This is a genomic window from Maribellus sp. YY47 (assembly GCF_023111095.1).
In the GTDB taxonomy this organism is placed as follows: domain Bacteria; phylum Bacteroidota; class Bacteroidia; order Bacteroidales; family Prolixibacteraceae; genus Draconibacterium.
Genome location: NZ_JALGYW010000014.1, coordinates 95,062 through 117,905, shown reverse-complemented (window position 1 = coordinate 117,905; position 22,844 = coordinate 95,062). Strand labels below are relative to the sequence as shown.

The following is a 22,844-nucleotide window of genomic DNA, read 5'->3' as shown; positions in this document are numbered from 1 at the left end:
AAGTTAGCAAAAGAAAAGCGCCACATCAAGTACGGCATTAAAACAATTTTAAATTTGCGCTATCCGGGAAAATACACCTTTACGACATAACAGACACCGGAAAGAATTGCGATTTCTTTTGGTTTAAAATTTACGATTTATCCGCACATTCCTTATCTTGATGTAAATTATGTGTTAGAAATCAAATCATACAAAAACCGTCATCATGTATACTTATCATACAAAAGTCGACCGCGTTGTAGACGGCGACACGATGGATCTGGTGATCGATCTCGGATTTAAAATTACCACGCTTCAACGTATCCGGCTTCGCGGAATAAATACTCCCGAAACCTACAACGTTAAACGTGACAGCGAAGAATACAAAAAAGGGATGGAAGCCAAAGAATATGTGGTGCAGCGCATGGAAGACAACAACTACGAAGTAATTGTTGAAACCAACAAAGATGTGGGCAAATTCGGCCGTTATATCGGCATTATTCGATTTTCTGACAGTCCGGTGACTTTAAACGACGATCTAGTAGCGAAAGGACTGGCAGTAGTGGCAGAATATTAATCGCTGAAATTACGGATATACCGGAAAACATTTTATATTCGATCGGACTTATAATAATACCAGAAAGATTCTTTTATGATAAACCAGACAAAACAATTTGGCACTGCACCCGTATTTTTCACGGCTATTTCCACCATTCTCGGAGCTATTCTTTTCCTGCGTTTTGGATTTGCCGTAGGAACACTCGGTTTCTGGGGAGTCGTAATCATTATCCTGCTGGGGCACCTGGTAACCATTCCAACTGCTTTGGCAATCTCCGAAATTGCCACCAACAAACGTGTGGAAGGCGGCGGTGAGTATTTTATTATTTCGCGGTCGTTTGGGCTGAATATCGGTGCAACTATCGGTATTGCGCTGTTCTTTTCGCAGGCCATTAGTGTGGCATTCTATATCATTGCATTTACCGAAGCCTTTGAATTCTTCTTTGACTTCCTGGCCAAAACGTATGATTTTATTTTACCCCGGCAGGTCATTAGTTTGCCGGTGATGTTCGGATTGGCAGTTATGATCGTAAAAAAAGGTGCCAACCTGGGCGTAAAAGCACTCTATGTTGTAGTAGGAATTCTTTTTATTTCACTGATCCTGTTTTTCATGGGAAGTACAAGCCACGCTGCCAATGTCGACTATTCGTTAGCTGACAGTAAATTCCGTAACCCGGAAAGCTTTTTCCTGGTGTTTGCGATTATTTTTCCTGCTTTTACCGGCATGACCGCAGGTGTTGGTCTTTCCGGCGATTTAAAAAAGCCATCAAAATCGATTCCACTTGGAACGATTCTGGCCACGTTTTCCGGAATGATTATTTACTTTTTTGTGATTTTTAAACTCGCCGGTTCTGCTTCTGTCGAGGATTTATTAAACAAGCAACTGGTTATGGGAGACATTGCCATAGCAGGAGCGGTGGTAATTCCGCTCGGGTTGGCAGCCTCCACTTTTTCTTCGGCGCTGGGTTCGTTTATGGTGGCTCCGAGAACTTTGCAGGCGCTGGCTTTAGACAAAGCTTTTCCTTCGAAGAAAATAAATACCTGGCTTTCTGCCGGAAATCCCGAAGACAATGAACCGAAACACGCTTCACTGGTCACTTCAGTAATCGCCTTTGTGTTTGTGGCGCTGGGGAACGTAAACGCAGTAGCATCTATTATTTCCATGTTTTTTATGGTAACCTATGGTTCGCTCTGCTTAATTTCCTTCCTGAATCATTTCGGTTCGTCGCCATCGTACCGGCCAACTTTTAAATCGCGCTGGTACATTTCACTGGTGGGTTTTCTGGTTTCGGTTTGGGTAATGTTTAAAATAAGTACCACTTACGCCCTGCTTGCCATTGTTGTAATGACCCTGGTTTACCTGTATGTGAACCACTACCACAAACACCGGAAAGGTTTTGCCTCGATTTTTGCCAATGCCATTTTTCAGCTGAACCGCGACATACAGATCATGTTGCAAAAGAAACGTTCAAAAGTTATGCAACAGGAATGGCGCCCCAGTGCCATCTGCATCTCAAACAAGCCCATTCATAAAAACAAAGCTTTTCAACTGCTCAACTGGATTTCATACAAATACGGCTTTGGCACCTACCTCCATTTAATTGAAGATTATTACTCTAAAAATACCGTGAAAGAAGCAGAGAAAAAGCTGGGTGAAATATTGGAAGCCATCAACGAAGTAGACAACTTTGTTTATGTAGATACCATCATTTCTCCATCCTACACTTCGGCTATATCGCAGGCCATCCAGATTCCGGGCATTGCCGGAATGGAAAACAACATGGTTATTTTTGAATACGACAAGGAGCAGCCCGACAACCTGAAAAAAGTGATTGAAAACTTTGCATTGGTCAACAGTGGCCGGTTCGACATTTGTATTCTGGCCTGTTCGGAAAAACCCATGAACATGCGAAACGGCATTCATATCTGGATCAATTCGCTGGATACTGAAAACTCCAACCTTATGATTTTGCTGAGTTTTATTATTCTGGGCCATCCGGAGTTAAAAAAGACCGAAATCAAAATCTTCGCGTTGTGCAAGGAAAATGAATTGAGTTCGACCAAAACCGAACTTAAAAATCTGATTATACTGGGACGCTTGCCCATCAACGAGAAAAACGTAAAAGTGATTTTGCAACCCGCCGGAGTGTCTTCCCGGAGAATCATTGCCGAACACTCCAGTAAAGCCGGTCTTACCCTGATTGGTTTGCGCGAAGAACTGGTGAAACATGAAAGAGAAGACCTGTTTAAGGGATACGATGACCTCGGTACCGTATTGTTTGTGCATTCCAAGAATCAGAAAGCCATTGAATAGTTCGGCAAATTAGTCAGGCTTTTTGTAAATTAAACTTAGTAAAGCGAAACTGCTCATGAATCAAATTAACGAGTTTATAACGCATCATATTGGGTTAAATGCCGAGACGTTCAGCAAAGTGATCGTTTCGGTTTTGATCATCGTTTTCTTGTCGGTGGTGCGTTTAGCGATCCTAAAAGTGGTTTGGCGGCGCACGGAAGATGTTAAAGTGCGTTACCAGTGGAAAAGATCACTTTCCATGACCCTGCCTTTCATCGGACTTTTAATGGTCGCAGCCGTATGGATAAAAGCTTTCGAGGAGTTTGGAACTTTTCTGGGCTTATTTACCGCCGGTATTGCCATTGCGCTAAAAGACCCGCTCACCAACCTTGCCGGCTGGCTTTTTATCATTTTCAGGAAACCATTTAATGTGGGAGACCGGGTGCAGGTGGCCAGCTATATCGGAGATGTTATCGATATCCGTCTGTTTCAGTTTACGATCCTCGAAATTGGGAACTGGGTGGAAGCCGACCAAAGCACGGGAAGAATCGTGCACATTCCCAACGGAAAGGTTTTTCTGGAACCACAAGCCAACTACAGCGCCGGATTTGAATACATCTGGAATGAAATAAAAGTGAACATAACGTTTGAGAGTAACTGGGAAAAAGCAAAGATCATTCTTGAAGAGATCATCAACGAACTGGCAGAAGATATTCCGGTAAAGGCTAAAAAGGAAATACTTGAGGCCAGCAAGAATTACATGATTTATTACAAGCACCTCACTCCCATCGTTTATACGTCGGTAAAGGAATACGGCGTTCGGCTCACTGTTCGTTACCTCTGTAATCCCCGTACACGAAGAGGATCTGAAAACCAAATCTGGCAAAGGATTCTGAAAGCTTTTGCTTCCGAAAAAGACATTCAATTCGCCTATCCAACCACACGTTTTTATACCGCCGGCGAATAATTTCCACCTTTTGTTTCACATAACTCACTACCGCTAACAAACGTTAAATTCCGGTTTCGACAGAACAATTCATCTGTTGCGGGGTTTATATGAACAAAATTTCTTTAAAATCATTCACTTAATACAACTGACAATGCAATTCAAAAAAACCGGAGTTTTGATCAGTTTTCTATTTCTGCTTTTCACACTCACGCTTTCTGCGCAAAACAAGACTACTGATTTTGAGAAAATAAAAGAAAAGGCAGCCGCAGAAAATAAAAACATATTACTCATTTTCCAGGGTTCCGACTGGTGTGCACCGTGTATGAAACTGGAAAAGGAAATCTGGAGTTCAGATGAGTTTAAAACGTACGCTGCCGATCACCTGGTAGTCTACAAAGCCGATTTTCCGAGAAAAAAAGAAAATCAACCCGACAGCGAACAGGTTAAATTCAACAAGCAGCTGGCCGAAAAATACAACTCGAAAGGTTTCTTTCCTTTTGTTGCCGTACTCGACAAAACCGGGAAAATACTCGGAGAAACAGGGTACAAAAAGCTTTCACCCAAAGAATACATCGAGCACCTGGTATCAATCAGTAAAAGATGATGCGATTTGCTCTGGCCATATTATTTGTTTCGCTGGCCGGATTTGCTCTGGCCAACCAGCCCTTTAAGCGTACGCTAAAGTTAATGGGCAGCCGCTTCGAGATTACGGTTGTGGCCAACAACGAAACAGAAGCCAACCAATTTATTGATCTGGCTGTTGCGGAAATTACGCGTATCGAAAAATTGATTTCATCGTGGGATCCCGATTCCGAAACATCGGCAGTAAATACTGCAGCCGGGAAGAAAGCGGTAAAAGTTTCACCCGAACTTTTCAACCTGATAAAGAGAGCTATCGGAATTTCGAAATTAACCGACGGCGCATTCGACATTACTTATGCGTCGATGGATCGCATATGGAAATTTGACGGAAGTATGAAAGAAATGCCTTCGGAAGAATCGATAAAAGCCTCTGTTTCAAAAGTCGGTTATCAGAACATTGTTTTGGATGAAACTAATTCAACTGTCTTTCTGAAAAAAGAGGGAATGAAAATCGGTTTTGGCGCCATCGGAAAAGGTTATGCTGCCGACAAAGCCAAAGATCTTCTGATACAAAAAGGCGTGATTGCCGGGATTATTAATGCCTCGGGCGACATGAATACCTGGGGAAAACAACCCAACGGAGAAGACTGGATGGTAGCCATCACCAATCCGATGGACAAAAACAAGGCATTTGCCTTGCTTCCCATTGAACACGGAGCAGTGGTTACATCGGGCGATTACGAAAAATATGTAAGCTTTAACGGGAAACGATACGCCCACATCATAGACCCCAGAACCGGATATCCCGCAACGGGGATCATCAGTGCCACCGTATTTGCACCGAAAGCCGAGCTGGCCGATGCGCTGGCCACTTCCATCTTTGTAATGGGAATCGACGTGGGAATCGACCGCATTAACCAGTTGCCCAACATTGAATGCATTATTGTGGATGAACAGGGAAACATCCATCAATCAAAAAATATAAAAATTGAGACAGAATGAGAAAAAGACTATTGCTACTGATGGGTGCAGGCCTTTTGCTTTTTAGCTCGTGTACGGTGCTGAAAGAGTACGAAAAGGTGAACATCAACGATCCGGACATGGCACTGACCCAACGTTCGATCGACAAATTTCAAAATAGTTTTCAATCGTACCGCGAAGCAGCATCGGGAGCCAACGGAGGCAAAACCGGCGGAGGATGTGGGTGTAACTAAATTTTAGAAGTATGAAAGTATTACTGAGTATTTTTTTGATCCTCCTTTCCGGAGCATTGTTCGCACAAACGGATTCCGAAAATAACGGGGAGTATAAAAAAAGGGTATTGGAGAATGCCGAGGTCGAATTTCTCATGAATTATTATGAGCAAAGCGGGGAAAATGCAGCGGTTACCGGCGGAAAAGGAACGGAAGAACTGCAGGACCTCTCTCCTACCATTGTTGTGAGTGTTCCGTTAAACGACGACGATGTACTTACCATTAATGCAAATATTTCGGCATACTCATCGGCCTCGTCGAGTAATATCGATCCGTTTGACGGCAAAAAGCCCGCCGATCCTTTTGTGGCAAGCAGCGGCGCTTCCAAAAGCGATGTCTGGATAAACGGAATTATCGGTTACAGTCACAGCTCCGACGACCGCAACCGCATTTGGTCGGCCGATCTTTCGTTTTCTGCCGAGTTCGATTATACTTCGGTGGGTGGCGGCGGATCGTACACCTGGCTGTTTAACGAAAAAAACACAGAGTTCTCGCTGCACGGGAACGTATACATCGATACCTGGAGTTTGATTTATCCCATTGAATTGCGCCCTTCGATGATTGGAGGAACGCCCGGCAATCAGTTGATTCAGGGGATCCAGATTCAGGGAAACTACAATCCAGAGTTCAACGAAATAACCAGTAAAGGCAGGAATTCCTATTCGGCGGGTTTTGGATTTTCGCAAATACTCTCTTCCCGGATGAATGCCTATTTGTCGGCTGATTTTATCTTACAGGATGGTTTGCTGTCGACACCCTTTCACCGAGTCTATTTTAGCGATGTAGAGGATGCTTTTGCCGAGAATTTCCATCTGGCCGAAGGGATTGAGCATTTGCCAAATTCGCGCTTTAAAACCGCCTTGGGAGGCCGTTTAAATTACTTTGTGAACGAGCGGGTAACGATCAGAACCTATTACCGCTATTATTTCGACGACTGGGGAATTACGTCCAACACCGCAAGCATCGAAATCCCGGTAAAGATCACGGATAAATTCACGATCTATCCTTCGTACCGGTATTACGACCAAACGGCAGCTGATTACTTTGCGCCGTACAATCAACATTTGTCTACCGAACAGTACTATACCTCGGATTACGATTTGTCGAAATTTAATTCCAACAATTTTGGATTGGGCGTCTCGTATACCGATGTATTTACCAGCAAACACATTTACAAGTTTGGTCTGAAAAGTATCGATTTGAAATACAACAAATACGACCGCGACTCGAAGTTTAGCGCTTCGATGTTCTCGCTCGGAGTAAAATTTGTTTTTGATGATTAATCTGAATATAGTTTGAGTTCATTCGTATAACGGAAGCAAAGATGTATTTTATTGCACCATAAAAGCGAATGAACTCATTCAACACTGGTCTTTTAATTATTAGCCTGTTTATTTTTCAGAAATCGGGATTTTAGATCGTCTGCAGAAATAAACCCGTAGTTACGGGAGAATTCCTGCCCGTTTTTATCCAGGAGAATGTGCATCGGAATAGTAGAAATTCCAAAATACTTCATCATTTCCTGGCTGTCAGGATTCAACACCTGAAAAACCTGAATATTTACTTTTGCCCCGTTCCAGTTTTTGATTTCTTCCAGAACCGGTTCCATCTGTTTGCAAATGGTACACCCGGAGGATTTAAACTGAAGCAGGGAAAACTCAAGATCCTTTCCGTTTTCAGCATAATTATAATTGGATTCGATGAACTGTTTGGCTTCGAATTTTGCCTGTTCCGAATTCTGTTGTTGCATTTCGCCGGAGATATAATCGTACAGTTTCTCCTTGTTGAACAACAAGATCAGCAAAGCGCCCACCAGCAGGATCATGACAACAAGGAAACCGTGTTTTCGAACCATGACTATAAATGCAGAAGATTAAATAAAAATCCAACCATTGTAATTCCAGTGGCTACAATTGCAACAAAAATGGCAATAAACTGCCACTTCAGCACTTTTTTCAGGATAATTATTTCGGGAAGCGACAAGCCGATTACCGACATCATAAATGCCAGTGCGGTTCCCAGCGTAACTCCTTTCTCCATCAAAACCGCCACGATTGGAATAATACCGGCAGCATTCGAATAGAGCGGAACTCCCAGCAAAATAGCAAGCGGCACGGCGTACCAGCTTCCTTCTCCCATAATGCGGGCCAGGTAATCTTCAGGAACATAACCATGCGCACCGGCGCCAACTGCAATTCCAATCAGGATATAGATCCAGATTTTGCCCACAATTTCCTTTACCGTGTCAAATCCCACCTGTATCCGATCCGCTAAAGTTAATTCCTGTTCTTCCATTGCAGCATGATTGGCTTTTACCTGGAATACCCAGTCGGCCACGTATTTCTGCAACTTCAGCTTTTCAATCACAAAACCTGAAACGATGGCAATGGTTAAGCCGGTAACCACATAAATTACAGCTACTTTCCATCCAAATAAACCTGCAAGCAAGATAAGCGCCACTTCGTTGATCAGGGGAGCCGCAATTAAAAAAGAAAAAGTGACTCCGATGGGGATGCCGGCTTCCACAAAACCTAAAAACAAAGGAATGGCTGAACAGGAACAAAACGGAGTCAAAATCCCCAGTACCGAAGCCATCACATTTCCGGCAAACAATGATTTACCTTCGAGCGCCTTGCGCGTTTTCTCGGCCGAGAACCAACTTCTGATCACCCCAACGATAAACACAATCAACACAAGTAAAAGCATTACTTTGGGAACTTCAAAAATGAAGAACCAAATCGATTCTGTCAGATGTGTTCCCTCTTTTAGTCCCATCAGCCGGTAAACGACAAGATCGGCAATTTCATGCAGGTTGTTGTAAATCAGAATCCACAGCGCCAAAAGCACAAATGGCCAGAGCAGTATTTTAAAACGATCACGCATTTTCCAACAGCTCCTTTAACTCACTGGTTCCTGGAAGTTTACCAGAAAGAACTACTTTTCCGTTCACCACCAACCCGGGAGTTCTCATCACTCCGAATTGCATAATTTTGTAGATATCCTCTACCTTTTCAATAGTAGCTTCCACTCCCATTTCAGCAACCACATTGCGGGTCAGCTCTTCGAGTTTTTTACACTTGGCACAACCTGTACCTAATACTTTTATTTCCATTGTGATTTGTATAATTAATTTCTATTCGTAGTTCGCAAAAACACGAACTATCGCTCTAAATTTTTTTCAGATTTTGAAACAGGTTTTGAATAATTCCTGCGCTTCTTTCCAATTCTCTTTATTAACGCAGTATTTTATTCTTGGAGCTTCAATTTCACCCTGGATCAATCCGGCATCTTTGAGTTCTTTCAAATGCTGCGATAGTGTTGACTTTGCAACCGGTAACTCTTCGCTTAAATCGCCACTGTAACAGCAGGCTTGTTGCCCAAGCAACTGCATTACATAAACACGGATAGGGTGACCTAGGGCTTTGGAATACCGCGCCAGTTTTTGTTGTTCGTCTGAAATTATTTTTACTTCCATCATGATCAGCTTGTTCGTTGTTCGCAAAAATACGAACTATTTTGAATTTGCATTTCAAAATCAACGCTTTTTAACGATTAATTATCCATTAATTTGAGTTGGCACCAACTTATATCGCATGCGACATACAATCAAATTTCTACATTTGGATTGCGCACGATATATTTAAAACAACATAAAACAATTTAACCATGGAAAACAATTTTTATCAATTCAAAGCCAACAGTCTTCAAGGCAAGGAGGTTCCAATGGAAGACTTTAAAGGAAAAACCATTTTAGTGGTGAACACTGCCAGCAAGTGTGGTTTTACTCCGCAATACGCAGGTCTGGAAAATTTATACAGAAAACACAAAGACAACGGCCTGGTGATTCTCGGTTTTCCCTGCAACCAGTTTGGAAACCAGGAGCCCGGAGATGAAAAATCAATTTCGGAAGGCTGCCTGATCAATTACGGCGTTTCGTTTCCGATGTTTTCGAAGGTAGACGTCAACGGAGAAGAGGCACACCCAATTTTTAAATACCTGAAAAAAGAATTAAGTGGTGTACTCGGAAGTAAGATCAAATGGAATTTTACAAAGTTTCTGATCGACAAAAACGGTAAACCGGTGAAACGCTTTGCTCCCATTACCAAACCGGAAAAGTTGGAGCCTTATATCGAACAACTTTTAAAGTAGAGAGATTGAAGCATCAGGCACTAAACTGCGGCAGGTTTTGCCGACTCAAAGTATTTCTGGAACAAAGCAAAGCGCTGTGATTTGGACTGCGCCCTTTTTTCGCGAACAAAACTAAAATGCAAGGGTGAAAAACGCTCCAGTTCGTCCAGGTATTCCTGTGTAAACCAACCATCGTTCAATCCTACCGACTCAATGAGCATGGTTTCGATGCTGCGATTCATTAAACTGATAAACTCGTCATTTTCACTCCCCTGAAAGCATTTCATTTCGGCAAGTGCAGTACGGCCAAAATGAATGGTTTTGTTTACAAAAGTTCCCAGATCATTTTCAGGGAGACAGGAGAAAATGGTTTTGGTAGATGCCTGTGCATCCTCTTTTACATCCTGAATATCGTCGAGCAGCTGCAGGTAAACACCATAGCCAAACAAGGCCTGCTCCTGTTCGGGAGTTAACCGGCCGGCAACCAAATAACCATCTGCCAAAACCGAAGCTCCTCCTTTTTCAAAACAAATTTCAAGAATCTGTTCATCCGACAGGCCACTTTGTGTACACATTTTTAAACTGTTGGTTTGCCCCTGCTGAATAGCGTACAAACTTTCGTATACCATCGGAAAATCCGTTCTTGGAAATTCTTCTTCAAACATTTCCACCAATTTAAATAACTGGCTTTCAGAAAAGGAAGCAGGATGAACATCCTCACCATGTAACCTACGGTTGAAACGCTCCGAAAACTCTTCCTTTTCGGTATTGGTAATTGCAGGATCGTCCAACAGATTATCGCTGTACGGGTAGATCATCGAATAGGCAAAAACCGAAGGGGTAATCTTAACAGGGATGTTCATCATTAGCTGAAGTCCGTTCATGATCCACACATTCCGCATTCCCTGGTAAATATCGGTTGGTTTCAACTCCGGCCCAAACTCGCGGGCCCGGTAAAAAAAGTCTTTGGATACATTTTTAAACTCCTCCGATAAAATCACCTTCAAATGGTCCTTTTCAAAATCAAAAACCGTTTCCAGAAAAGCTTTGAACATGGGAAAGAAAGAAGCTCCGGGATCACTTTTCGCGGCTTTTATTTCTTTTCGGTTTTGCATCGCTTTTATCTTCTCCTGGAAAAGTTCGTAGTTGGCCTCTCTTGACAATTTTTCCTGAGATGAGTATTCTTTAGAGAAAGCAGGAAAATTACCGGGACTGTTTTCCCATATTTCCGAAAAATGTCGAATGTATTTACGGACAGGCAGCATAAGTTAAGTTTTCTCCGAATATAGGACAAAAGAAAAATTCAGCTGTCATTTATTAGACGAGTACAGTGTTTTTTAGGGTTAATGAAGTGATCTGAATGGTAAATCGAGCGCATAAAAAAAACGTACCCGTTTTAAACGAATACGTTCTTTTGAAATTATTATCAATAACGCTGATTAGGCAATGTTTGTGTAAACTGCCTGAACATCGTCGTCTTCTTCCAGTTTATCCAGCATCTTCTCAATTTCTTCGAGCTGTTCTTCGGTAAATTCAACCGGAGTAGTAGGGATTCGTCTTAACTCCGCTTTACTTGGTTCGATATTTAGTCGCTCGAATGCCGAAGCCAATTCGCCAAAACTGGTGTAATCGCCCGAAGCATAATATTTGCCTTCGTTCTCCTCAATTTCCTCCAAACCGGAGTCAATCAGTTCCAGTTCCATATCTTCCACCTCCATTCCTTCCGGAAGATCGAATTCGAAAACTGCTTTCCGCGAAAACATAAATTCCAAAGAACCGTTAGGCACCTGGCCTCCGCCGGCTTTATTAAAGTAGCTTTTTACGTTGGCAACTGTGCGCGTTGTATTATCGGTGGCACATTCCACAAAAACAAGTACTCCGTGCGGACCTTTTCCTTCGTAACTCACCTCAATATAGTCGGTAGCATCTTTACCCGAGGCACGTTTGATAGCCGAATCAATGTTAGCTTTCGGCATATTCTCGTGCTTCGCATTCAAAATGGCTGTACGCAATGAGGGATTCATATCCGGATCAGCACCGCCCTCTTTGGCTGCAATCGTGATTTTTTTTGCGAGTTTTGGAAAAACCCTCGACATCTTATCCCAGCGTTTTTCTTTTGCTGCCCTGCGGTATTCAAATGCTCTTCCCATGGATGATTTTTAATTTTTTGAAATTTGCTGCGAAAATAAAAACTCAGTTTTTAATTACCAAGATCTTACAGGCAAAACTGATACATTTTTGATTTTTGTCAGCTACCTGATCCCCAAGATACAACGATAACTGTCAGCCAATCTTTTTCGGTTTACAAACCTTGTCTTCACTTTTTACTTTAGCACCGCACTTTTTACATTCAAAAAGCGCGTCTTTTTTGTTCTCAAAATCCTTTTTTTTACATGCTTTTTTACTCATCACCAACTATCCCTTTCACGGTGAACTACAACAACATTCACCGGATAATTGTTTTGAAGAAATTCTGCAATTTTTTCGGCCGAATACACCGACCGGTGTTGTCCGCCGGTGCAACCAAAGCTCACCGACAAATGAGAGAATCCGCGCTCAAGGTAAACTTTTACCGATTGTTCCACCAATGCTTTTACCGATTCGAGGAACAGTCCCATTTCTGACTTTTGCTCCAAAAACTCCTGCACGGCCACATCTTTTCCGCTTAGCTTTTTATATTCTTCATATCTCCCCGGGTTGTGAATAGCACGGCAATCAAAAACATGCCCTCCTCCGTTACCCGAAGGATCGTCAGGAATACCTTTTTTGAAAGAAAAACTGGTAATGCGAACGGTAAGATCAGACTTCGATTTCCCGATTTCCTTTAACACTTCTGATTTGGTCAGTTGTTTCAAAACACTTATCAACTCAGGTAATTCAAGCGGAAGCCGAAGGTCTTTCAGAAGTATTTCCAGATTTTTCAGAGCGAAAGGAATACTCTTCAGGAAATGCTCCTTTTTCTCGTAAAAGCCACGGAACCCATAGGCTCCCATTGCCTGCATAATACGAATGAGCACAAAACCTTTGAAGTAGGCAGTGAAGCGCTCCTCGTCCACTTTCATGTATTTTTTTAGCTCGCTGAGATAAAAATCGAACAGTTGTTGCCGAACACTTTCCGGAATATCAGCCTTTCCATCGTATAAGAGCGAGGCCAAATCGTATTGAAGCGCCCCCATGCGTCCGCCCTGGTAATCTATAAAATAAACTTCATCGTCTTTCAGCATTACATTCCGTGACTGAAAATCGCGGTACAGAAAATACTTCGAGCTTGCACTCAGCAAATAGTTACTAAACTGCTGAAAATCATCTTCCAAAGCCTGTTCGTCGAACGAAATTTTGGCCAGTTTCAGAAAATAATATTTGAAATAGTTCAGGTCCCACATCATCGACTGCTTGTCAAAAGCCTCACGCGGATAACAAACCGAGTAATCGATATCTTTTCCGGCAATGATCTGGATTTTAGGGAGCGCTGTCAGTACTTTTTTGTACTGGCTGATAATATTTTCCGAAAAACCTTCTTCTTCCCTGACCTGAGTGAGGTAACCAAAAAGCGTTGTATCCCCGAGGTCCTGCAACAGGTATTTCTTTAAATCAGAACTCACCGCATAAACCTTCGGCACTTTTATTCCCTTATTGTACAAGTGATTGGAGAATGAAAGAAAGGCTGTATTCTCTTTCACGTCGTTATTAAAAGCGCCAATCACCGTCCGGGTTGTGTTTCCCATCCGGGCATACTCGCGGTACGAACCCGATTGAGGGAGCATTTCAAAGGTTTCTACTTTTTCATTGAACTGGTGTTCAAACAGTTCTATCAGCTCGTTTTTAACGGTTGTATTCAAAAGTGAGTGTATTTATTTTTAATGTAATTTTACTTTTCAATTCAAAGGTGATGCATAAAACCAAAGTCAAAAGTATCTATTTTTTGAGACTCCTGCGAAATATCTTCATGGTAACAGGCATATTTTTCATGATTTGCATCGTGCTCGCGCTCACTTCGGCACCATACCGGGGCTACCACTGGTTGGGAACCAGTCAATCGAAAATCAATCAAAAACCGCAGTACATCATACTTCTCGGAGGAGGTGGCATGCCCAGCCAGTCGAACCTGATGCGAAGCTGGTACACCGCCGTGGCTGTTAAAAGTTTTCCCGAAGCAAAAGTTGTTATCGCGATGCCGGGGGAGCTGGAAGACAGTATGAGTACGCCGCAGAAAATGAAAGCAGAGCTGGAAGTAAGAGCAATTGCGGAAGACCAGATACTTTTTGAAGCACGAGGAACCAATACCAGCTCGCAGGCGCTGAATTGTGCAGGCATTATCAGTTACCAAACGCCCATTCTTTTAATAACCTCTCTTGAGCACATGCGACGAGCCGTATTTTGTTTTCGTAAAGTGGGTTATGAAAAAGTAAACGCATTACCCGCATTTGAGAATGTTGCCGAAGCAGACTTTGCCTTTAATGATGACGAACTGGGAGGAAACACCATTTTTATTCCCGATGTGGGGCAAAACATCAACGTGCGTTATAAGCTTTGGAACCATCTGAAATACGAGATTTTATTTGTCCGCGAAATGTTTGCGCTGTCGTATTACAAGCTTCGCGGATGGATATAAAAAATAGTAGTGTCTACTAATCCGAACAGATTCTCACTACGATAGGAATGACAGTACTTTTAAGAATATCTGCATATAGAAGGGATGTTATTATTTTCGAATGCAGAATATCCAATGCAAAATTCCCAATATCCAATTTCCCGGATTTTGTTGGATATTTCGCATTCGAAATTGAGAATTGAATATTTTTTAAAATTGACTTTCAGAAAAAAACAGGGATGTAATCCACTTTTAAACGGCATCCCTGGTTATAAAAAAACTATTACGCTTATTACAACTGAACGATAAGTACCGTTTCTTTATTGTCCCTGATTATGTCAACTGAAACTCTTTCTCCCGCTTTTAGTGTTTGCAGACGGCTCATATAATCATAAATATTACTAACCTTTTTGCCTTCAATCGCAGTAATAATATCGCCCCGCAGCATTCCTGCCTTATCTGCCGGTTTCCCTTTTGAAACAGCATCAATTCTCATCCCGCGTTTTTCAAGTCCCGCGTAATCCGGCATAATTCCAAAGGTAACTTTGAAACGTCCGCCCCTGCTCCGCTGGAATTTGCTGCCTGCTTCCTGAAATGTAAGTTTCTGATCGCGGTTTGTCACTTCTTCAATCACTTTTTCTGCGTAGTTCAGCACCTTTTTCTCACCTTCGTAGTTAATCATTTCGGCATCGTCTTTCGGTGTATGGTAATCGGGATGAGCTCCGGTAGAAAAGAAAAACACCGGGATATTTTGCAGATAAAACGATGCGTGATCTGACGGACCAATTCCTTCTCCCGAAAATGCAAGCTCAAAACCCGTATTAAGATCGGTAAGTATTTGTTCGGTTTCGACCGAAGTTTTTGTTCCGCCGATGCTGATAGCATTGGTAGTGGTATCCAAACGGCCCACCATATCGAAATTAAACATGGCCACCATTTTTTCGCTGGCAACCGGAGGATCGTTTGTGAATGCCTTCGATCCGACAAGTCCCATTTCTTCAGCGCCAAATGCTGCAAAAATCAACGTTCTTTTGTTGGTCTTTAACGAAGCAAATTTCTCTGCCAACTGAATTACGGCAGCAACACCCGAAGCATTGTCATCGGCACCATTATGAACAGCAACTGTATCAACCGCGCGTGATCCCGAGCCGGGGCCACCCATTCCCAGGTGATCGTAATGCGCACCGATCACAACAACTTCATCTTTCAGTTTCTCATCCACTCCGGGCAGCATGGCCACAATATTACGTGTTTCCTTTTCCTTTAGCTGAACATTCACCGTTGCTTTTACGGAAGTATTAACTTCCAGATTTATACCTTTATGCTGTTCCTTGATTTTGCTTTCGAGCGATTCTATCGTTTCTCCTGTCCCCGCAAGAATTTCGTTGGCCACGTTTCGGGTCACCTGCAGAACCGGCATGCTAAAACGGCTGCTGTTTTTATCAAAAAAGAGCGAGGAAAGTTCGTCTTTCTCATTAAAAGCCGGCCCGGCAACCAAAATTATTCCAGCCGCATTCTTATCGGAAGCGGTAAGCGCTTTGGCGCGTTCAGTAGAAAACTCAAGGTAAGGACTGTTCGGATTATCCAAATCGGGATCGCCCTGAAGCACCAGCATCCATTTTCCGGTAACATCCACGCCTTCAAAATCGTTCCACTTTAATGAATCGCGGTCTACTTCAATTCCATAACCAGTAAACACCACCTGAGCTTCAACCGTTGTATTGCCTGAAAATGCGTAGGGTAAAAAGTCGGTTTTAGGCTGGAACGAATTTCCACCCACCTCCAGCGAATTTCCGTCGCCCAGTTCAGCGTCAGCTACAAGACTAAACGGCTGAAATCCGTCGTTGTACAACAACTGCAGGCCTGCCGCTTTAAACTTCGAACGGATGTATTCAGCAGCCAGCAATCCTCCCTTTTCTCCCGACTGTCGCCCTTGCAACGAATCGGAAGCCAGGTAATAAATATTTTCCTTCAGGTCGTCAACCGAAATTTCGGGATTGAATTTCGGAGCGCACGCTGTAAAAGCCAAAATAACAAGTAACAGCAGTGTAATTTTCATGGGTTGGTAGTTTAATTTTCGGTTTCAAATAAAGCGTCAGCAAGTAGAACAGGCCAATGGTCATGCAATAAAAAAGCCCGGTTGTCAAATGATTTATAGGCTAATTCCACCAACTATTTCTGCTTTATTTTACTATGTAATAATACTCATAAATCCTTATTTTAAAAAAGGAGTTACGTATATTTACGACTTTCAAAATTCACTTGATTTGATCTCATTCGGAACTAAATATTGGTTTATCCACTTGCTCGCTGTGCTTGCCGCAGCATTGGGCATCGTTATTCTTTTGTATTTCAAAAACAAAGCGAATAGTGAACTTTCCAAAATTCAGATTAGAATCCTGTCGGCCCTGCGCTTTGTTTCTTTTTTCCTGATTGCGGTGCTGCTGTTAGCTCCGTTTTTGAGAAGCCTTAAAAAGATCAGCCAGAATCCGCTGATCATAGCTGCCTGGGATAACTCTTCATCGATGATTTCAGGCCCCGATTCGACAGCTCTTTCCACAGAAATAAAAGCGTTAAAAAAAGAACTAAACGATAAACTTGGCAATGATTTCGAGCTTGTAAATTATAATTTCGGAGAAGAACCCGGCACAAAGGATGAGCTTTCATTCAACGCCAAAAGATCGAATTACAGTGAGATGCTGAATACGGTCAGCAACAATCATTTTAACCAGAATATTGGTGCGCTGATTCTTGTTGGCGACGGCATTTACAACCAGGGAAGAAACCCGGTAAACCAACTCAGCGATATCAATTTCCCGGTTTATACCATCGGATTCGGAGACACCACCATTGTGGCCGATTCGAGAATCCAGAATATTCGCGTGAACCGTACGGCTTTCTCGGGCAATAAGTTTCCGGTGGAGGTGGACGTGCACTTTTCGAAAGTAAGGAATAAAGTGCTAAAACTGTCGGTTGTTAAAGGCAACGAAGAGCTGCAAAGCGTAATGATCACCCCGCCTAATGACAATTATTTTATAAGCCGCGAATTTATTCTTGACGCTGACCAGACCGGGTTGCAACATTATACCGCAAAAATAGAGACGGTGGAAAACGAGCAAAACACCAAAAATAACTCGGCCGGCTTTGTCATCAATGTTTTGGAAAACAAGCAAAAGATCCTGATTCTGTCTGATGGTTCGCACCCCGACATTGGAGCGATTAAGTATACGCTTGAAGAACAAAAAACATACGATGTCAGTGTATTTACCGCCGAACCTTATCCATCGAACCTGAACGATTACAACCTGATCATTCTTAATCAACTTCCGACTTCGGGAAAATCGATCGCCCAGGTAATTGAAAATGCTCAGGCCGGAAGGTTACCCGTTCTTTTTATCGTAGGAAGCAAAACGTTTCTGCCGCAGCTTAATACTTTCGATCAGGGAGCAAAAATAACACCGCTGGCCGGTTCGGGAGAAGAAGCCCAACCCGTATTCAATCCGATTTATGCGACGTTTCGTTTATCTGAAGATTTCCTGGAAGTTCTGCCAAAATTTCCGCCATTAAATGTCGCTTATGCCGATTATGAACTCGATGCTGATTTTACTACACTGCTTTATCAAAAACTAAAAAATATTGAAACAGGAAAACCTTTGATGGCCACCGGGAAAAAGAACGGCCGGAAGGTGGGCTTTATTTTTGGCGAAGGGATCTGGCGCTGGCGCTTGTTCGATTATTATCAGAATCAGAGTCACGACCGTTTTAACGAATTGATCAACCAGCTGATTCAGTACCTTGCCTTGCGCGAAAATGAAGATAATTTTATTGTTGAGTTCCAACCGGTATATTCCGAAACCGACGATGTTATTCTGAATGCAGAAGTGTACAATGATGCCTTTGAACGCATCACCACCGGAGAAGTAAACATCACCCTAAAAAACTTTGACAATGAAGATTTTAACTTTACCTTCGATGTACAGGGCGAAGATTATTTTTTGAACGCGGGACACCTCCCGTTGGGCGATTATACTTTTGATGCCAAAGTTGATATCGGAACGGAAGAATATAACGAAACTGGCAGTTTCACGGTTGTTCCGGTAAATTTGGAAGATGTGGTGACAAGGGCCGATCATAACACCTTGTATCAACTGGCATCGCTAAGTGGCGGAAAGTTTTATCTGCCGGCCAGCGCAGGCCAACTGATTGACGAACTCAAATCAGGCAATAAACCCAAAACAGTAAATTATTACCAGGAAATGGTAAATGAATTGCTCAACTTTAAATGGCTGTTTTTTGTTTTGTTGCTAATATTGAGTGTGGAATGGTTTTTGAGAAAATATTGGGGAGTTTATTAATTTCAGGTATAAACGAAACACGCTGTATGAATACCAAATTCAGGAAATTTATTGGTTTCTTGCCTCTGATGCTGCTAATGGTTACGTCTTGCACAACGCCAAAATATATTACCATTGAAATTCCGCAAAAAGCGAAACAGGAACTTCCTGAACGAATTCAAAGCCTAGTTTTGGTTAACCGTACAGTCGACGATTCGTACACCGACACCGCTGCCGATACGCTTCAAAACATTTTTTTCAAAAAAGGATTCGATGTTGACACGGTTATTCATGACCGTCAATCGGCCGATACCATGTTACAGGCGCTAGGGCAACTGCTTTTTGAGTCGGGAAGATATGATTATGTTATCCCGGTTGATCGTTTTATTGATCACGAAAAAAATGCTTTTCTAAGTGAAACCATGCCGTGGAACGAGGTTAAAGAGCTTTGCGATACCTTTAACACCGATGCCGTTTTGTCGGTTGATATGTTTACTACCCGGGTGATTACCAATTTCAACCGAGATACCTATTACAATCCAGCAGATGACGCTTTTTACGAAATGGTAAAAGCGCAAATGGCCGTTGTCTATGAAACTCTTTTCAGAATATATGATCCGTCAGAAGATAAGGTGATCATACGCGAATACCAGCGGGATACCTTGTACTGGGAAGACGGTGCGGGTTCTGCGCGCGAACTGTTCTCTCACTTTACAACGGTAAAACAAGGTCTTTCGGAGGCAGGTATAGCGGCAGCACTCGATTTCTCGGAAAAAATCAGCACGGTTTGGTACCGCGAACAACGACAAATTCTAAGCGACAAAGATGCGCAGATGACCCAGGCTGAAAACCTGGTGAACAGTAACGACTGGCCTTCGGCGATGGAAATTTGGAAGAAAGTTGCCGCGGAAAGCAGCTCAAAAGCGACCAAAAGTAAAGCTGCATTTAATCTGGCTGTAGCTTACGAACTTCAGGGGAATGTTGATGAAGCGATAAAGTGGGGACTGGAGTCGTACAATACGATGTTTCGGCAGGTGACATACGACTACCTGGAACGGCTGAAACTGCGACGACAGGAACTAGAAAAACTTAAATAATGAACCGCATTCTCCCACTGGTGATCCTGCTGGCATTGTTCAGTTCGTGCACCGTTTATAAAGAATACCAGATTGAGGTTTTTCAACCGGGCAAAATTACGATCCCCCAAAACAGTAAAAGTGCTGCGATTGTTTACCGCAATTTTAAGTACACCAACGACACGCTTATTCATTATTACAAAGACGATTACCGGCTAAAAAAAGCCGTTAATGATCCTGAAAACCTCGATTCGGTGCTGGTAAGCCAGGCCATGCAGAAACTGGCTGGCAATTTGAAAAATCATCAGACGTTTGAGACCATTCATATTTTCCCCGAACTTTTCAAAACACACCGGGGCGATAAACTGCCTCCGCTCAATTATGATTTGATCGAGAATATCACCGATAAATCAAATAGCGATCTGATGATCTCGCTCGAAACCTATTCGTGTTTTTACAACGAATATTCCTACACAGCGGAAATGCCGACAAAATCGAACGAAGTAATAACCGCTGCGGTCTGGGCGGTTTATGATCCGGTTGAAAAAAGAATGCTGGACCGGAAAACCATGATTGATACCGTTTTCTGGAACGGTTACGACGACCAGGGAAATTACCAGCGAAAAACACTGCTTCCCCCGCGTATAACTGCCCTTAAAATAGCCTCCCAGATGGCAGGTGAAAACTATGCCAAACGTTTTTTTGCCTCGTGGCAAACGGCCAACCGAATGTATTCGGTACCGCCACTCCCCGACTTCGCTTCTGCTGAAACCTACCTGCAAAAAGGAGAATGGGATAATGCCATATTACTATGGAAGCGTTATGTGGGAGACGACAACGGGAAAATCGCCATACAGGCGAGGTACAACATGGCATTGGCTTACGAAATGAAAGACGACATGGATACCGCATCGAGCTGGCTGACGGCTGCAATGCAACTGGCCACAAAATACCGGAGTAAAGAAGATATCAAACGAATCCTTTTCTATCAAAATGCACTTCAAAAACGCATGCGTGACATTTCAAAACTAAACCATGAATAAATGAAACGTTTACCTCTAACCTTAATCACTGTTTTCTTTATCGCTGCTTTTTTACAGGGATGTGCCCGTTTTTTGCAGACAAGTTCGATAAAAATTGAAGTCCTTCAACCGGCAGAAATCACGCTTCCCAAAGTATACCGAAAACTTGCCGTACGCTACAACAATACCAATGTGGCGTATAATCCCGAACTCATTCATTACAAAGTTCTGGGACAAGAGATGAGTGACACAAGTAACATGGACAGTGTTGCCTCAAAAATCTATTACGACTATTTCCTTGCAGGAATCCTGGAGCAGGATTTTTTTGATCGAATTATTGAGCTGGAACCGTGCGATTATTCTTCAATTTTGGTCAAAGACACCCTCAATTTTCATCAACTCGCGAAAATAGATTCAACTGCAAATCCTGATTCCTATATTGGATACGTAAATTCATTCGCTATTGCGAGTTATTTAAAAGAATTACCTGCTTCCACAGAAAACAAGGCAGATGATAAGATGCTGGATCCCGAATTCGGATTATATACTTCTAATGAACTGAAAGCCATTTCTGATTCTACAGGGGCTGATTTTCTTTTATCGTTGGATCATTTTTTTACACGGAACGAAATAGACACCAATGAGACTTTTGCGGAAGGCTATTACAACGTTACAGAGTTGGCAGAAGTAAATGCACTTTGGAGTATATATGATTTGAATAAAAACATGTTCCTCTATCATTATTTGCATAAGAATCCTATTACATGGGAAGGAGAATGTATCTTTCTGCAAAACGCATTAAAAGTTGTTCCGCCACGCAGAGATGCAGTTTTGAATTCGGCAGACATGAACGGTACTCAGTTTGCGCAAATGATTATTCCTCACTGGATGGAAGTAGAACGGATGTATTATAAATCGGGGCATCCTGACCTGAAACAATCCGAAGATTTTCTAAAAAAAGGAAATTGGCTGGAAGCAGCCAACTACTGGAAAAAGAATATCGACAATCCGAACAAAAGGATTGCAGCCAAGTGTATGTACAATTTGGGACTGGCCTGCGAAATGGAAGGGGATATTGATGCTGCCATTGACTGGGTAGTTCGTTCGTATCACATATTTGGAGAAAAGGATGAAATTCATTCCTACAATTGTAAAAGCTATCTGAATATCCTGGGTGTTCGTAAATTGGATTTCAGAATACTGGATAAACAGATGTCTTTTACCGGCGACCAACAACACTAATCTTCTTCCACCAGTTTAATGCCATCGGATTCAAAACTAATCAGCCGTTTTTTGTACAAACCGCCAATCGCCTGTTTAAATGTTTTTTTGCTGATGCCAAACAGGGCCTGAATCATATCGGGAGATGATTTGTCGGATACCGCCATAAAGCCCCGGTTGTTTTTCAGCTCTTTCAGAATTTTTGCAGAAATGTCGTCTACTTTTCCGTAACCGGGCTTTTCCAGCATCAGGTCGATTTTTTCATCTTTCCGAACCTTTGCGATAAAGCCACGTGTTACATCACCTATCCGGAGTTCCTTGAACACCTGGTTTTTGTACAGCATTCCTGTATGTTCGCGATTGATGATGGCCTTATAGCCCAGATCCGTTTCGTCAAAAATAATCAGATCCACTTCCTGCCCCGGGTTATATTCCGGCGGAGTATTATCGAGGTATTTCTGCAGTTTGGTTGTTGCCGCGATACGATTCGAAAGCAGGTCGAGAAAAACATGCACCCAGTAACTCTTCCCCACTTCCATTCTCTCGCGCTGCTCGCGATAAGGCACCAGCAAGTCTTTGGGAAGTCCCCAATCGAGAAAAGCGCCAACGTTGGTCACCTGCTTCACCTCAAGGCAGGCAAGTTCACCCACTTTGGCCAACGGTTTTTCGGTAGTTGCCACCAAGCGGTCTTCCGAATCGGTGTACACAAAAACCTCTGCTTTTCCGGCTGCTTTCATTTCATCGGTGACAAACTTCTGGGGCATTAAAATTTCGCCCAGCTCACCTCCGTCAAGATAAACTCCGTTTCCAGTTTCACGAACAATATCGAGTGTATTTATTTTTCCTATTTCTGTCATA

22 protein-coding genes are annotated in these 22,844 nt (G+C 42.6%); 13 read left to right on the top strand and 9 right to left on the bottom strand.

The features are described 5' to 3' along the window. The first annotated feature begins 205 nt into the window (after positions 1-205). From MR764_RS13020 to MR764_RS12990, 7 genes are all read left to right on the top strand, one after another. The gene (locus MR764_RS13020; RefSeq protein WP_247979860.1) at positions 206-556 is read left to right on the top strand and encodes a thermonuclease family protein; all 351 of its coding nucleotides are present in this window, start codon (positions 206-208) and stop codon (positions 554-556) included. A gap of 75 nt (positions 557-631) precedes the next feature. After that, positions 632-2,851 (top strand): amino acid permease, encoded by a 2,220-nt coding sequence (locus MR764_RS13015; RefSeq protein ID WP_247979859.1) that lies wholly within the window; start codon positions 632-634, stop codon positions 2,849-2,851. 55 nt (positions 2,852-2,906) lie between these two features. Continuing rightward, on the top strand, positions 2,907-3,797 hold the full coding sequence (locus MR764_RS13010; RefSeq protein ID WP_247979858.1) for a mechanosensitive ion channel family protein: 891 nt from the start codon (positions 2,907-2,909) through the stop codon (positions 3,795-3,797). A gap of 133 nt (positions 3,798-3,930) precedes the next feature. Beyond that, positions 3,931-4,383: a thioredoxin family protein gene (locus MR764_RS13005; RefSeq protein WP_247979857.1), complete on the top strand. Its 453-nt coding sequence runs from the start codon at positions 3,931-3,933 to the stop codon at positions 4,381-4,383. After that, a complete protein-coding gene (locus tag MR764_RS13000; RefSeq protein WP_247979856.1) occupies positions 4,380-5,363 on the top strand; it encodes an FAD:protein FMN transferase in 984 nt (327 codons plus the stop codon). The genes MR764_RS13005 and MR764_RS13000 overlap by 4 nt, the downstream gene beginning before the upstream one ends. Continuing rightward, on the top strand, positions 5,360-5,575 hold the full coding sequence (locus MR764_RS12995) for a DUF4266 domain-containing protein (RefSeq protein ID WP_247979855.1): 216 nt from the start codon (positions 5,360-5,362) through the stop codon (positions 5,573-5,575). Before MR764_RS13000 ends, MR764_RS12995 begins: the two co-directional genes overlap by 4 nt. Positions 5,576-5,586: 11 nt before the next feature. After that, a complete protein-coding gene (locus MR764_RS12990) occupies positions 5,587-6,897 on the top strand; it encodes a DUF3570 domain-containing protein (protein ID WP_247979854.1) in 1,311 nt (436 codons plus the stop codon). A 92-nt stretch (positions 6,898-6,989) separates the two neighbouring features. Here MR764_RS12990 and MR764_RS12985 read toward each other — a convergent pair whose 3' ends face one another. From MR764_RS12985 to MR764_RS12970, 4 genes are all read right to left on the bottom strand, one after another. Further along, positions 6,990-7,469 (bottom strand): thioredoxin family protein, encoded by a 480-nt coding sequence (locus MR764_RS12985; RefSeq protein ID WP_247979853.1) that lies wholly within the window; start codon positions 7,467-7,469, stop codon positions 6,990-6,992. Positions 7,470-7,471: 2 nt separating this feature from the next. Beyond that, a complete protein-coding gene (locus tag MR764_RS12980; protein ID WP_247979852.1) occupies positions 7,472-8,497 on the bottom strand; it encodes a permease in 1,026 nt (341 codons plus the stop codon). Further along, positions 8,490-8,726 (bottom strand): thioredoxin family protein, encoded by a 237-nt coding sequence (locus MR764_RS12975; RefSeq protein WP_247979851.1) that lies wholly within the window; start codon positions 8,724-8,726, stop codon positions 8,490-8,492. Before MR764_RS12975 ends, MR764_RS12980 begins: the two co-directional genes overlap by 8 nt. Before the next feature lie 66 nt (positions 8,727-8,792). After that, entirely contained in the window at positions 8,793-9,116 is a 324-nt protein-coding gene (locus MR764_RS12970) for a metalloregulator ArsR/SmtB family transcription factor (RefSeq protein WP_247979850.1), read from the bottom strand. Positions 9,117-9,280: 164 nt separating this feature from the next. Between MR764_RS12970 and MR764_RS12965 the strand changes: the two genes are divergently transcribed. Then, positions 9,281-9,763, top strand: coding sequence for a glutathione peroxidase (locus tag MR764_RS12965; protein ID WP_247979849.1), 483 nt, complete (start codon positions 9,281-9,283; stop codon positions 9,761-9,763). Positions 9,764-9,783: 20 nt separating this feature from the next. On the opposite strand, the gene MR764_RS12960 is transcribed toward MR764_RS12965, so the two are convergent. The 3 genes from MR764_RS12960 to MR764_RS12950 all read right to left on the bottom strand — a co-directional run bounded on the left by MR764_RS12960 (position 9,784) and on the right by MR764_RS12950 (position 13,581). Continuing rightward, positions 9,784-11,007, bottom strand: a complete 1,224-nt coding sequence (locus MR764_RS12960; RefSeq protein ID WP_247979848.1) for a class 1 isoprenoid biosynthesis enzyme — start codon at positions 11,005-11,007, stop codon at positions 9,784-9,786. A 174-nt stretch (positions 11,008-11,181) separates the two neighbouring features. Then, complete coding sequence (locus tag MR764_RS12955) at positions 11,182-11,892, bottom strand: YebC/PmpR family DNA-binding transcriptional regulator (protein WP_247979847.1); 711 nt, start codon at positions 11,890-11,892, stop codon at positions 11,182-11,184. Between the two features lie 258 nt (positions 11,893-12,150). Then, the gene (locus MR764_RS12950) at positions 12,151-13,581 is read right to left on the bottom strand and encodes an RNase adapter RapZ (RefSeq protein WP_247979846.1); all 1,431 of its coding nucleotides are present in this window, start codon (positions 13,579-13,581) and stop codon (positions 12,151-12,153) included. Between the two features lie 128 nt (positions 13,582-13,709). Here MR764_RS12950 and MR764_RS12945 point away from each other — a divergent pair, with 128 nt between their 5' ends. Continuing rightward, complete coding sequence (locus tag MR764_RS12945; RefSeq protein ID WP_247979845.1) at positions 13,710-14,354, top strand: YdcF family protein; 645 nt, start codon at positions 13,710-13,712, stop codon at positions 14,352-14,354. Between the two features lie 271 nt (positions 14,355-14,625). On the opposite strand, the gene MR764_RS12940 is transcribed toward MR764_RS12945, so the two are convergent. Then, complete coding sequence (locus MR764_RS12940; protein WP_247979844.1) at positions 14,626-16,392, bottom strand: M20/M25/M40 family metallo-hydrolase; 1,767 nt, start codon at positions 16,390-16,392, stop codon at positions 14,626-14,628. Positions 16,393-16,480: 88 nt separating this feature from the next. Between MR764_RS12940 and MR764_RS12935 the strand changes: the two genes are divergently transcribed. Genes MR764_RS12935 through MR764_RS12920 form a run of 4 tightly spaced genes read left to right on the top strand, consistent with a single transcriptional unit; the run spans position 16,481 to position 22,007 of the window. Continuing rightward, positions 16,481-18,688 (top strand): hypothetical protein, encoded by a 2,208-nt coding sequence (locus MR764_RS12935; RefSeq protein ID WP_247979843.1) that lies wholly within the window; start codon positions 16,481-16,483, stop codon positions 18,686-18,688. Between the two features lie 26 nt (positions 18,689-18,714). After that, positions 18,715-19,764: a DUF6340 family protein gene (locus MR764_RS12930; RefSeq protein ID WP_247979842.1), complete on the top strand. Its 1,050-nt coding sequence runs from the start codon at positions 18,715-18,717 to the stop codon at positions 19,762-19,764. Beyond that, a complete protein-coding gene (locus tag MR764_RS12925) occupies positions 19,764-20,786 on the top strand; it encodes a DUF6340 family protein (protein WP_247979841.1) in 1,023 nt (340 codons plus the stop codon). The genes MR764_RS12930 and MR764_RS12925 overlap by 1 nt, the downstream gene beginning before the upstream one ends. Further along, positions 20,787-22,007, top strand: a complete 1,221-nt coding sequence (locus MR764_RS12920) for a DUF6340 family protein (protein WP_247979840.1) — start codon at positions 20,787-20,789, stop codon at positions 22,005-22,007. On the opposite strand, the gene MR764_RS12915 is transcribed toward MR764_RS12920, so the two are convergent. After that, positions 22,004-22,843, bottom strand: coding sequence for a S1-like domain-containing RNA-binding protein (locus tag MR764_RS12915; RefSeq protein ID WP_247979839.1), 840 nt, complete (start codon positions 22,841-22,843; stop codon positions 22,004-22,006). The genes MR764_RS12920 and MR764_RS12915 overlap by 4 nt on opposite strands. Position 22,844 lies beyond the last annotated feature (1 nt).